Source organism: Serratia silvae (assembly GCF_023282985.1).
Taxonomy (GTDB): Bacteria; Pseudomonadota; Gammaproteobacteria; order Enterobacterales; family Enterobacteriaceae; genus Chania; species Chania silvae.
In genome coordinates, this window is the sequence record NZ_JAGQDC010000024.1 from 23,433 (window position 1) to 36,511 (window position 13,079).

The 13,079-nt window shown below is 55.3% G+C and carries 11 protein-coding genes; 3 read left to right on the forward strand and 8 right to left on the reverse strand.

Annotated elements, in window-relative coordinates; genetic code table 11:
- Window positions 1-23: 23 nt before the first annotated feature.
- Complete coding sequence (locus tag KAJ71_RS21390; RefSeq protein ID WP_248947534.1) at window positions 24-1,202, reverse strand: amidohydrolase; 1,179 nt, start codon at window positions 1,200-1,202, stop codon at window positions 24-26.
- A gap of 5 nt (window positions 1,203-1,207) precedes the next feature.
- Complete coding sequence (locus KAJ71_RS21395) at window positions 1,208-2,398, reverse strand: MFS transporter (protein WP_024530808.1); 1,191 nt, start codon at window positions 2,396-2,398, stop codon at window positions 1,208-1,210.
- 192 nt (window positions 2,399-2,590) lie between these two features.
- Here KAJ71_RS21395 and KAJ71_RS21400 point away from each other — a divergent pair, with 192 nt between their 5' ends.
- A complete protein-coding gene (locus tag KAJ71_RS21400) occupies window positions 2,591-3,499 on the forward strand; it encodes a LysR substrate-binding domain-containing protein (protein WP_248947535.1) in 909 nt (302 codons plus the stop codon).
- Window positions 3,500-3,503: 4 nt separating this feature from the next.
- Here the strand turns inward: KAJ71_RS21400 and KAJ71_RS21405 are convergent, their stop codons facing one another.
- Window positions 3,504-3,911, reverse strand: a complete 408-nt coding sequence (locus tag KAJ71_RS21405) for an OsmC family protein (RefSeq protein ID WP_021181673.1) — start codon at window positions 3,909-3,911, stop codon at window positions 3,504-3,506.
- A gap of 381 nt (window positions 3,912-4,292) precedes the next feature.
- Between KAJ71_RS21405 and crp the strand changes: the two genes are divergently transcribed.
- Both crp and KAJ71_RS21415 read left to right on the forward strand, forming a co-directional pair.
- Complete coding sequence (gene crp, locus KAJ71_RS21410; protein ID WP_005969523.1) at window positions 4,293-4,925, forward strand: cAMP-activated global transcriptional regulator CRP; 633 nt, start codon at window positions 4,293-4,295, stop codon at window positions 4,923-4,925.
- A 56-nt stretch (window positions 4,926-4,981) separates the two neighbouring features.
- Window positions 4,982-7,057 (forward strand): YccS/YhfK family putative transporter, encoded by a 2,076-nt coding sequence (locus tag KAJ71_RS21415; RefSeq protein WP_248947536.1) that lies wholly within the window; start codon window positions 4,982-4,984, stop codon window positions 7,055-7,057.
- 42 nt (window positions 7,058-7,099) lie between these two features.
- Here KAJ71_RS21415 and argD read toward each other — a convergent pair whose 3' ends face one another.
- The 5 genes from argD to KAJ71_RS21440 all read right to left on the reverse strand — a co-directional run.
- A complete protein-coding gene (argD, locus tag KAJ71_RS21420; RefSeq protein WP_248947537.1) occupies window positions 7,100-8,317 on the reverse strand; it encodes a bifunctional acetylornithine/succinyldiaminopimelate transaminase in 1,218 nt (405 codons plus the stop codon).
- 94 nt (window positions 8,318-8,411) lie between these two features.
- Entirely contained in the window at window positions 8,412-8,987 is a 576-nt protein-coding gene (locus tag KAJ71_RS21425) for an aminodeoxychorismate synthase component II (RefSeq protein WP_248947538.1), read from the reverse strand.
- 258 nt (window positions 8,988-9,245) lie between these two features.
- Window positions 9,246-10,772 carry a helicase HerA-like C-terminal domain-containing protein gene (locus KAJ71_RS21430; RefSeq protein WP_248947539.1) on the reverse strand — a complete coding sequence of 509 codons (1,527 nt, stop codon included), beginning with the start codon at window positions 10,770-10,772 and terminating at the stop codon, window positions 9,246-9,248.
- Window positions 10,773-10,895: 123 nt separating this feature from the next.
- Complete coding sequence (gene btsR, locus KAJ71_RS21435; RefSeq protein ID WP_248947540.1) at window positions 10,896-11,621, reverse strand: two-component system response regulator BtsR; 726 nt, start codon at window positions 11,619-11,621, stop codon at window positions 10,896-10,898.
- Window positions 11,621-13,079, reverse strand: a 1,459-nt coding sequence (locus KAJ71_RS21440; protein ID WP_248947541.1) for a sensor histidine kinase, incomplete at its 5' end; no start/stop codon positions are given. The genes KAJ71_RS21440 and btsR, both read right to left, overlap by 1 nt.

Genomic DNA, 13,079 nt, shown 5'->3' on the forward strand with positions numbered 1-13,079 from the left:
GCTAACCACCGCGCCCGCCGTCGTTAACGCATCAAGAGGTGGCGGATAAAACCGACGTGCAGTTTCACGCCGATCTGCATCGCCGCCTCGTCCAGTTTAAAGCGGGGATTATGCACGCCATAGGTGGCACCGATCGCCTCGTTACCGCTGCCGATAAACAGGAAGCACCCTGGCACTTTCTCCTGATAAGAAGAGAAATCCTCACTGCCAAACATCGCAGTGGTCAATTCCCGCAGCGCCTGTGGCCCCACGGCCTCTGCCACCACCTCACGCGCAATGGCGCAAGCATCGGGGTGGTTATTGCCAATGGTATAGCCACGCGTCCAGTCAACCTTGTAGCTGGCACCGTGCGCCTGGCTGATCCCAGCGACAGTTTGCTCAACCAACAGCGGCACCCGCTCACGTACTTCCTGATTATGAGTGCGTAGCGTTCCCGCCAACCGGGCGCTATCTGGAATGACGTTATAGCTGTCACCCGCCTGGAAGGTCGCCACCGTCAACACCGGGGCATTTAACGGATCTAGCTTACGCGCCACAATCTGCTGCAAAGCGCTAACGATCTCCGCACCAATTGGCACCGGATCGATACACAGATGCGGCATCGAGCCATGCCCACCTTTACCCTGTAGCACGATATCGAAGTTATCACTGGAGCCACTGAACACGCCCTGCTTCATCCCCACCTCACCGGTCGGGAAGTTGGGCATGACATGCAGGCCAAAGATCATCGTCACGCCATCCAGAACCCCCAGATCTACCAGTTGTTGGGCTCCCCCCGGCGGCACTTCTTCGGCATGCTGGAAGATAAAGCGCACCGAGCCTTGCAACTGCGCCTGTAACTGACACAGCACGCTGGCCGCGCCCAATAGCATCGCACTATGGGCATCATGACCGCAGGCATGCATCACCCCTGGCCGAGTCGAGCAGAAAGGCTCGTCGCTTTCTTCCTGGATAGGCAAGGCGTCGATATCAGCGCGTAACGCGTAGCAAGGCCCCGGCGCTGCCCCCTGCAATTCGGCCACCACGCTATTTGGCGTAGGACGGGTAATCTTCAGCGGACCGAAGCTGGCCAATTGCGTGGCAATGTAATCTGCCGTTTGTGCTTCTTGAAATGACAACTCCGGGTTGGCATGTAAATGGCGGCGCCACTGCAAGACCTGTTGTTCCACGCCGGCAATCAGCTGTTCAATGTTCATTTTCATACTCCTTAATTCAGTGCTGGTTGGCGTGCTTTACCCGCCAATGGCAGGATCACCAGCCCGGAAACCACCATAGCCAGTGCCAAAAAGATAAACGTCGTCATGTAGTTGTGGCTGATAGTGATCAGATATCCCATAGCGATAGGTGCCACAAAGCCGCCCAAGGTGCCGCCGGTGTTAATCAGCCCCATCGCTGCGCCCATCACTTCCGCAGGCAGGCGCTTCATCGGCAGGGTAAACACCGTGACGAACGAGGCCATCAGGAAGATATAACCCAGGAACAAGAACAGGCTGGCCGTCAGCGCCGATTCGCTGGTAAACACCAGCCAGATGCACAAGGCGCTGAGCAGAGAACTGAAGAAGATCACCCACGGCTCACGCCCTTGCAGATAGCGCCCGACTAGCCAGCCGGTACCGAGTGAGGAGATCCAGATCCCCAAACCACCTGCGGCCACCACCATGCTGGAGACGTCAATCGGCATTCCCCGCTGCTGTACCAGGAATTTCGGCAGCCAAGCCATCAGGCCGTACGATGGGATGTTGATGCAAAAGATCGCCACAAACAGCAGCAGCACGATCGGGTTCTTCAGCAGGGCCTTATAGTTGGCCGCTGCTGCCCCAGCTTTAGCAGGAGCCGCCTGTGGCGGATTGGGTACCAGCCACAAGATGCAGGCGGCAATCACGAATGCCAACAGGCCAAGCGCAGAGAACGACCCACGCCAGCCAATGTGATCCAGGCAGTAGACCGCGACCAGCGGCCCGACGGTCATCGCCAACCCGGCAGAGGACAGCAGAATGGACTGCGCAAAGGTGCGCTGTTCCAGTGGGAAATTCGCCACCACCGCCTTGGCGCAGGAACACGGATAGCCAGAATGGCCAATACCGGACAGGAAACGGAACGTCACCAGCAGGCCCAGGCCGAACCCCAGAATGCCGAAGCACAAGGCGAATCCTCCCAGCAGCAGTAACGAACTGCACAGCACTTTCTTAAAGCCAAAGCGGTCATTGAGCCAACCCGCCGGTATCTGGAACAGAGAATACGCCAGGAAAAACATCCCGGTAATATAGCCTAGCTGTTCCGGCTGTAGATTGAACTCGCGTTCGATAGGTAACAGCGCAAAACCCATTACGGTTTTATCGATGTACACCACGACATAGCCCACAAACAGCAAAAAAATCATTAGCGAACGATTTTTCATCGCCGATATTCCTTTAAGTTATCACCCAGGCTACCCGCCAGCGTGGCAGGCGTAGTTTAATAATGTGATCCAGGTCACTTTATAGTTTTAATAACAGTCACTTATAACAACATGCCGAAATTATCGCCTTTTGCCGAGCGGCATAAGATACAATTTTGTAAGGGGTGATACTTTTTATTGATAGGGTGGGGAATGCGCTATTTACCGAAGTTACAGCAGTTGAAAGTCTTCCAGCAGGTGATCCGCAGCGGCAGTATTCGCGGGGCGGCGCGCGCGCTAGAGCAGTCTCAACCGGCGGTGAGCCGCACCATCCGTGAACTGGAACAGATCCTGGAAACCCAGTTGATCATTCGCAGCAGTCAGGGAATGACGCTAACCGAAACTGGCCGCACCTTCGCCCTGCGGATGCAGTTGATCCTGGAAGAGTTGCAGCGCGCCGCCGACGAGATCCAGCAGTTGAATCAGCATTCGCAAGGTAACGTCGCCATTGGCTGCTCTTCGTTACTGGCACTCACGGTATTACCGGAACTGGTCGAAGCCTTCAAACAGCCGTTTCCACAGGCCAACCTGCTGATCCGCGAGGCGCAGCTTTCTACGCTGTTACCGGCATTGCGCGAAGGCCGCCTGGATTTTGCCGTGGGTACCGTCAGCCCGGAACTGCCGCTGGAGGATCTGGTGCGTGAACCGCTGTTCAGCGCCTCTTTTTGCATTATCGCACGTCAGGGGCACCCACTGGCGCAGGCAACCTCGCTGGACGAACTGCGTGAGGCCAAGTGGTTATTACCGGAAACCGATATGGGGTATTACCAGCAACTGCGCGCGGTGTTGGGCACTTTCTATCAGCAATTGACCCGTTCGCCCATTCGCTCTGATTCAGTGACCTGTGGCTTGAATATGGTGTTGGAGGCGGATTATTTGACTATCGTGGCGCGAGCGATGAGCGCACCGTTCCATTTGCAGCATCGGCTGGTAACATTGCCTATCGACACGCTGCCGCAGGCTCAATACTGCGTGCTGTATTCACAAAAATCGCCGCTAACCGTAACGGCGCGGCGATTTCTTGATTTATTGCGTGCCTACTGCCTGCGCTACCCTTGGTAGGATCTCAGGCCACTTCGCGGATTTCGAAGCTGTGGGTAATGCTGGCGGCTTTACCCAGCATCAAAGAGACGGAGCAGTATTTCTCGGCGGAAAGATCCACCGCACGCTCCACAATCTTATCGGTCAGCCCTTTGCCGGTGACAATAAAATGCAGGTTGATGTGGGTAAACAGACGTGGTGCTTCCTCACGGCGCTCAGAGGTCAGTTTTACCTCGCAGTCACGCACATCGTTACGCCCTTTTTGCAGGATCGACACCACATCGATGGCGCTACAGCCACCGACGGACATCAACACCATTTCCATCGGGCTCGGCGCTTTATCGCCCGCGTTGCCATCCATCAAAACCTGGTGGCCGGACGCAGACTCACCCAGGAATGTCAGCCCTTCTACCCACTTAACTCTTGCCTGCATGTTACACACTCCGGTTAATTTCTTAAAAACAGGGTACGCTTTCGCATACATTCTGGCAACGGAACCTGACACTAATCATGCCCAAGTGAGACAACACAAGACACCCGCCTCACTCTGTGCTACAAACAGAGCCGCAATAACTCTTTCCAGGTCACCGATTTCAGGGATACGTCCAAGGAAAGGCCCCTATATTGGTATGTTAACAGAATGTAGCTTGCAGCACTCCCCGCAAGTTAATATGCTAGAGCACAAGCGTATTTCTATAACACGCCTCAAAACCTGTTGATAGCCACAATTAAAACACCAGGCTATAAGCACGTTTTACAGGGAACTCTGACCCCTGTGATACAAGGCAGCGATAACAACAGAGGATAACAGCGAATGGTTCTCGGCAAACCGCAAACAGACCCGACTCTCGAATGGTTCCTGTCTCATTGCCATATCCACAAATATCCATCGAAGAGTACGCTGATTCACCAAGGTGAAAAGGCCGAAACGCTTTACTACATCGTCAAAGGCTCCGTCGCGGTGCTGATTAAAGATGAAGAAGGCAAAGAGATGATCCTGTCCTACCTTAACCAGGGGGATTTCATCGGCGAGCTTGGATTATTTGAAGAAGGCCAGGAGCGTAGCGCCTGGGTACGGGCCAAAACCGCCTGTGAAGTGGCTGAAATTTCCTACAAGAAATTCCGCCAGTTGATCCAGGTTAACCCGGATATCCTGATGCGCCTGTCCGCCCAGATGGCTAACCGCCTGCAAGTCACCTCAGAGAAAGTGGGTAACCTCGCCTTCCTTGACGTTACCGGCCGCATTGCACAGACCTTGCTGAACCTGGCAAAACAGCCTGATGCCATGACTCACCCAGACGGCATGCAGATCAAGATCACCCGCCAGGAAATTGGCCAAATCGTCGGTTGCTCACGTGAAACCGTCGGTCGTATTTTGAAAATGCTCGAAGATCAAAACCTGATCTCCGCGCACGGCAAAACCATTGTCGTGTACGGTACTCGTTAATCCCCAAGGAAACGGCGCAGCAATGCGCCGTTTCTTTACCTACTGAATAGCCAACCATGTGGCGCCGCCTGATCTACCACCCGGAAATCAACTACGCACTGCGGCAAACGCTGGTGTTGTGCCTGCCAGTGGCGTTTGGTTTGCTGATTGGCAACCTGCAACTCGGTATGCTGTTCTCGTTGGTGCCCGCCTGCTGCAACATTGCCGGGCTGGATACGCCACACAAACGCTTTTTCAAACGTCTGGTCGTGGGCGGCACCCTGTTCGCTCTCAGCAGCCTTTTGCTACAACAAGCCCTGCTGTGGGACCTTCCCTTACCTTTGCTGATGCTGGGAATGGCGCTGTTGCTCGGCGTCAGCGGCGAGATCAGCCCGCTGCATGCACGCCTGCTGCCAGCCGCACTGGTCGCCGCCATCTTTTCCCTCAGCATGGCAGGCAGCGTGCCAATCTGGCATGCCCCTTTACTGTATATTGTCGGCACCGCCTGGTACGGACTGTTTACCTGGGCCTGGTTCAAGCTGTGGAAAGAACAGCCGATGCGCGAATCCCTAAGCCAACTGTATATGCAGCTAGCCGACTATTTTGAAGCCAAATACTCATTACTGACGCAGCATACCGATCCAGAAACTGCCCTGCCGCCGCTGTTGCAACGCCAACAGAAAGTGATGGACCAGATCAGCCTGCTATACCAACAGCTTAACTTTCTGCCCCATGCCAATAACCTTGAGCAAAAGCGCCTGCAACGTACTTTTCAGGTAGCGCTCGATTTGCAGGAGCACATCACCGTCAGCCTGCATCTGCCGGAAGAAGTGCAGAAGCTAGTGGAGCAAAGCCAAGCCGAAGCGATTATCCGCCGCAATGCCCAGGTGATCGCCACGCGTCTGCGGGTGGTGGCCGACGATATTCTCTATCATCGGCACTCTGCGCGTTTCAGCATGAAGAATGAGCTGGCTGCGCTGGAAAAAGTTGCCTCACAGCACGCCGATAACCCGGTTGGCCAGTTCTGCTATTACCACTTCAGCCGCATCGCGCGCCTGCTACGCACCCAGCACCCGCTTTACCGCCGCAATCTGATGGCCAACCAGTCACGACTGCCGTTCTGGCCTGCGGTGGTGAGCTATCTGTCGTTCAAATCCAACGCCCTGCGCAACGCCGCCAGGCTGGGGGTCATTCTGGCGGCAGGCAGCAGCCTGGGCATGCTGTTCAACCTGCCAAAACCCTATTGGATCTTGTTGACCATCATGCTAGTCAGCCAAAACGGCTATAACGCCACGCGGGTAAGGATCCAGCACCGTGCCTTCGGCACGTTGGCCGGGTTGGTAATTGCTGCCGGGCTGTTGCAACTGCAGATGCCGGAGAATGTGACACTGAGCATCATGTTGGCTATCACCCTGGCAGCCTATCTGATCCTACGGAAAAACTACGGGCTGGCGGTGATGGGCTTCACTGTGACCGCCGTCTACACCTTGCAACTCCTGGCGCTGAATGGCACCCATTTCCTGGTCCCCCGCCTGATCGATACCCTTATCGGTTGCGTACTGGTATTTGGCGGCACGATCTGGCTATGGCCGCAATGGCAGAGTGGCCTGCTGCGTAAAAACGCCCATCAGGCGCTGGAGAACGATCAGACGGCATTGCGCCTATTGCTGGAAGAGCAGGAACCGGACCCCAGCGAACTGGCCTACACACGTATGCAGGTCAATCAGGCACATAACGCCCTGTTTACCTCGCTTAATCAGGCGATGCAGGAACCGGGATTTGAATCGAATTATCTGGCAGATATGCGGCTGTGGATCACCCATAACCAGTTTATTGTTGAACACCTGAATGCAATGACCATTCTGGCGCGCGAGCACTATATGTTGACGCCAAAGCTGGCCCAGGAGTATCTGCAAACCTGTGAGATCGCCTTGCAGAGCTGCCAGCAGCGGTTGGAATATGACGGCCCGAGTACCAGCAACAGCATCATGCAGCCGTCGGATCTACATCCGGACATGCCCGTAACCGAGATGGAACGCCACCTGCGGCGGATCCTTTCTCACCTGACCGTGATGCATACCATTTCGTCACTGGCGTGGCGCCAGCGCCCACATCATGGGATCTGGCTGAAGCGCAAACTGCGGGAAAGTTGAGGTTACAGGGGCCGACGCTGACGTTCGGCCCCGCCGAATGACTTAAGCGTTAATCACGTCCTGCACCGCCAGCTCGAACAGCGCCATCCCCTCTTCGATATCTTTCAGTTCAACCACCAACGAAGGAGCAAAACGGATCACGTTTGGCCCGGCGTTTAGGATCATCAAGCCGCGTGCGGCGGCGGCGGTCAGGAAATCGCGTGCTTTGCCGTGATAACCCGCCTTTAGTTCTGCACCAAGCAACAGTCCCATGCCACGGATCTCGCTGAAAACATCATACTTCTTACCGATCTCCTGCAAAGCCTGAACAAACAGCCCACGACGCTGCTCAATACCGCTCAGCACCTCCTGGGTGTTGATAACGTCCAACGCTGCCTCTGCCACTGCACAGGCCAGTGGATTGCCGCCGTAGGTCGTACCGTGAGTGCCAACCTGCATCACCGAGGCGATCTCTTCGGTGGTCAACATCGCGCTCACCGGGAAACCGCCGCCCAACGCTTTGGCAGTGGTGAGGATGTCTGGCGTAATGCCGTAATGCATATAGGTAAACAGCTTGCCGCTGCGGCCCATACCGCTTTGCACTTCATCAAATACCAGCAGCGCCTGATGTTGGTCGCAAAGTTCACGCACGCCCTTGAGGAAGACAGGATCGGCGGCGGTAATGCCCCCTTCACCCTGAATAGGCTCCATCACTACCGCACAGGTATGATCGTCGATCACCGCTTTCACGGCGGCCAGATCGTTGAAGGGCACATGCACGATATCGGCCGGTTTCGGCCCAAAGCCGTCGGAATATTTTGGCTGCCCCCCCACGGAAACGGTGAACAGCGTACGGCCATGGAAAGCGTTATTAAACGCGATGATCTTGGTCTTATACGGGCTATGACGGGTGATGGCGTAATGACGAGCGAGCTTGAAAGCCGCTTCGTTAGCCTCCGCACCCGAGTTGGCGAAGAACACCCGGTCGGCAAAAGTCGCTGCGATCAATTTACTAGCCAGGCGCAGCGCAGGCTCATTGGTGAATACGTTGCTGGTATGCCATAAGGTTTCACCCTGCTGCTTTAAAGCTTCAACAAGTGCCGGATGGCAGTGCCCCAACGCAGTCACCGCGATGCCACCAGAGAAATCGATATACTCTTTCCCTTGCTGATCCCATACGCGGCTCCCCTTGCCCTTTACCGGCACAAACTGAGCGGGTGCATAAACAGGCAGGATAACCTGATCAAAGGTGCTGCGGGTGACTGCGGTTTTTTCGGTCATTATTGGCTCCAGACGGCTAGCTATCAAGTGAAAATATAATCACAAAATATGCATAAAAAACCAGTCAAGAGCAAGACTAAATAGCCGCTAACGGCTAACTTCCAAGGAAATTCTCCAGCAGTTGATGCCCTTGCTCGCTAAGAATACTTTCCGGGTGGAACTGTACGCCTTCCAACGCCAGCGTCCGGTGACGGATCCCCATGATCTCATCCCGCTCACCGTCACGTTCGCTCCAGGCAGTCACCTCAAAACAATCCGGCAACGTCGCAGCGTCCAGGATCAACGAGTGGTAGCGGGTGACGGTCAGCGGATTATTCAATCCCTTGAACACGCCAAGATTATTATGGCGGATGGCAGAGGTTTTGCCATGCATCACCTCCCGGGCGCGAACCACGTCGGCACCAAACGCCTGGCCCAATGCCTGATGCCCGAGGCAGACCCCAAGGATCGGCAGTTTACCGGCAAAATGGCGGATCGCGGCCAGCGAGATACCCGCCTCGTTCGGCGTACAGGGGCCAGGGGAGATCACCAGATGCTGCGGTGCTAGCCGCTCGATATCGGCCAGTTGCAGTTCATCGTTACGCTTCACCAGCACTTCTGCACCCAGTTCGCAGAAGTACTGATAGAGGTTATAGGTAAAAGAGTCGTAGTTATCGATCAGCAGCAGCATGTTTAAATTAACTTCGTGATTAAGGCTCGTTACGGCAGATATTCATTTGGGCCTATGACACTGGCCTTGCTGGAGTTTAACGCCCATAGCGGTGTGGAGCACAGGCTAATTTTCTGACTTAAAGCACGTTAAATCGGTCAAAAAAGAATAGCCTGTGTCGTTTAAAGTAGAGAGCAAACACACGTTCGGCCCGCTCCAACTCATTGCCAGTCGAAGCGGGCACAGCACTCAGCTCCCCATACATTATGGATCGCTGGCCTACTTTTTACGGCCGCCCATAATCGAGCCTAAAACGCCGCGCAAGATCTGGCGGCCCAGGTCGCGAGCCATACTCTTGGCGGCGGTCTGTACGATGCCGTCGTGTTTACCGCCGCGTGGACCAGTGGAACCAAACAGGATTTCGTTCAAGCCGCCCATCAAGCCACCGCCACTTTCCTGCCCTGCGGCCGGTTTCTGAGCCGGTTGCCCAGGCTGTGGCGTCCCCACAGTGGCAAAACCGCCTGCGGCCAGTTTTTCATAGGCAGATTCACGATCCACCATATCTTCATAGCGTCCGTAGAGCGGCGATTTATTGATGGCGCTGTTCATCCCTTCCGCCCCCAACATGCCCATTTTCGATTCCGGTGCGATCACCATCGCACGCTCCACCACGTTCGGCCGCCCTTTCTCATCCAGGAAGGAGACTAGTGCCTCGCCCACGCCTAACTCGGTGATTGCCGTTTCTGCATCAAAGTCAGGATTGGCGCGCATGGTTTGTGCCGCGGCCTTCACCGCTTTCTGATCTCGAGGCGTAAAGGCACGCAGCGCGTGCTGAACACGGTTACCCAACTGGCCCAGGACACTGTCCGGGATATCCAGCGGGTTCTGGGTGACAAAGTAGATGCCCACGCCTTTGGAACGGATCAGGCGTACCACCTGCTCAATTTTAGTCAGCAATGCCGGTGGCGCATCGTTAAACAGCAGGTGGGCCTCATCGAAGAAAAATACCAGTTTTGGCTGTTCCGGATCGCCCACTTCCGGCAAATGCTCAAACAGCTCCGCCAGTAGCCACAGCAAAAACACCGCATACAGCTTCGGCTGGTTAATCAACTTATCCGCCGCCAGCAGGTTGATGATGCCGTGCCCGTTGGCGTCGGTTCTCATCAGATCGTTGATATCCAACATCGGCTCGCCAAAGAACTGATTGGCACCCTGCTGTTCCAGCGTCAGCAAACCACGCTGTATCGCCCCAACCGAGGCCGAAGAGATGTTGCCGTACTGGGTTTGGAACTGTTTGGCGTTATCCCCGACGTACTGCACCATCGCCCGCAGATCTTTCATATCCAACAGCAGTAAGGCGTTGTCATCGGCGATCTTGAACACCAACTGCAACACACCACTCTGTACCTCATTCAGATCCAACAGGCGGCCAAGCAGCAGCGGGCCAAGATCGGAAATGGTAGCGCGGATGGGATGGCCCTTTTCACCAAAAATATCCCAAGGGATCATGGAACAGGCTTGAGGTTGCCAATCGGTAACACCAATCGCCGCCAGCCGCGCCTGCAGTTTCTCGGAAGGAACACCTTCGGCCGCAATGCCCGATAGGTCGCCTTTAACGTCCGCCAGGAATACCGGAATGCCAATGCGCGAGAACTGCTCCGCCATCTTTTGCAGGGTGACCGTTTTACCCGTACCGGTCGCCCCAGTGATCAACCCGTGGCGGTTAGCCAGGGCAGGCAAAATAACCAGATCCTGCACCGGTTTACCGTCTTTCATCGCTTTGGCAATAATCCGCGCTTCGCTCATTTTCTGTTCCTATAACCCTATACGGCGCGAATGCGCCCGTTGATATCATCAAGGCTATAAGCGCGACATAAACCCGTCAAGGACAAACACAAAGACCCTCATACCAAACCGAGTCGCTCAACGTTATCCGCGTAACCCCAGTTCTTCTTTCAGCGATTTGAGATAGCGGCGGCTGACCGGTACCGGCTCCCCCACCAACATAATCATTTCTGCCGTGCCACTTTCTTCAAAACGGATCTCTTTGACCTGCTCAAGGTTCACCAGATATTGCCGATGGCAACGCACCAGCGGCGTACGGCTTTCCAGCGTGCGCAGCGTCAGTTCGGTAAAACACTCCATGCCGTCATTGCGCACCACATACACCCCGGTCAAACGCGAGCGGATGGCAATCACCTCGTCGAAACGCAACAGGTAAATCCGGCTGTGACCGGTGCAAGGGATGTATTTCAGGTAGCCAGCGCTTTCGTCCAACGCCGCAATATTCTGCGGAGCACGGCGCTGATGCAGGCGCTGCAAGGTCTTATTCAACCGATTTGGCTCTGCCGGTTTCAGCAGATAATCAAACGCATGCTGCTCGAAGGCCTGCACCGCATATTCGTCATAAGCCGTCAGAAACACGATGTAAGGCAGACGGTTCGGATCGAGCATACCGACCATTTCCAACCCGCTGATGCGCGGCATCTGGATATCCAGAAACACCACGTCCGGCTGTAAACGGTGGATTTGGCTGATGGCCTCAATGGCATTGGCACATTCACCAATAATGGTGATGCCCTCTTCCTCTTCCAGCAGGTGGCGCAGGTTATCGCGGGCAAAGGGCTCATCATCAACGATCAGTACGTTCAACATCAGGCGGCCCTCGCCAAGGGAACATTAAGGGTAATGCAGGTATAGGCTTCAGGTTCGCAGGTAACCTGCACGCCATAATCATCACCATAGCGCACGCGAATACGCCGATCGACCAGGTTCATCCCCAGCCCGCTGCCACCGGTCTGTTGACGGTACAGCCCGGCGTTATCCGTCACCTGCAGCAGTAAATGGTCGTCCTCCAGGCGGGCACCAATATCGACGCGGCCAATCCCCAACAGATGGGAAGTGCCGTGTTTAATGGCATTTTCTACAATCGGCTGTAGCGAGAACGCAGGTAAACGCACCGCCAGCAACTCTTCCGGTAGCGAAACGGTGATTTCAAGCCGATCGGCAAAGCGGGCCTTTTCGATTTGCAGATAGGCATTCACGTGTTCGATCTCGTCCGCCAGGCTCACCTCATCGTCGGAACGCTTGAGATTTTTGCGGAAAAAGGTCGATAGATACTGCACCAGTTCGCAGGCTCGATCGCCATCGCGGCGAATCACCGCCACCAGCGTATTCAGAGCGTTGAACAGGAAATGCGGATTCACCTGCGCATGCAGCAGTTTGATTTCCGACTGGGCCAGCAGCTGTTTATGACGCTCATATTGCCCCGCCATGATTTGCGCCGACAGAAGACTGGCAATCCCTTCCCCAAGCGTGCGGTTGATGGTGCTAAACAGCTTGGTCTTGGGTTCATACAGTTTGATGGTGCCAATCACTCGCTGATTTTCACCACGCAGTGGGATCACCAGTGTCGAACCTAGTTTGCAATTGCCGTTGATGGAGCAGCAGTAAGAAAGCTCGTTGCCATCGGCATACACCACCTCATTGTTATCGATGGCGCGATGGGAGTGGACCGAGGAAATCGGCGTGCCCGGCAAATGGTGGTCGTCACCAATACCGATAAAGGCCAGCAGCTTGTCACGATCGGTGATCGCCACGGCACCAATGCCCAGCTCCTGGTAAACCACCCGCGCCACCTTCATGCTGTTTTCCTGGTCAAACCCCTGGCGCAAAATACCCTCGGTACGTTCGGCAATCTTCAACGCCTTGGAGGAGAAGGCGCTGGTATATTTCTCAAACATAGCCCGCCGATCCAGCAAGATCTGCATAAACATGGCGGCGCCTATGGTATTGGCGATCAACATCGGCAGGACGATATGCTCCACCAGCAGCACCGCTTCGGGGAATGGACGCGCCACAATCAGGATAATCGCCATTTGCAGCACTTCTGCCACCAATGCCACTCCGGCGACAAACAGCGGGTTGAACAACAGATCGATACGCCCACGCCGCATGGCAATGCTGTGAACAATGCCGCCAACCAGTCCTTCGGCCACCGTGGAGATCGCGCAGGCGACATCTGTCATCCCCCCCAGCGTATAACGATGCAGGCCCCCCGTCAGACCAACCAGGAAACCGACGGAAGGCCCACCCAGCAGCCCGCCCCACACG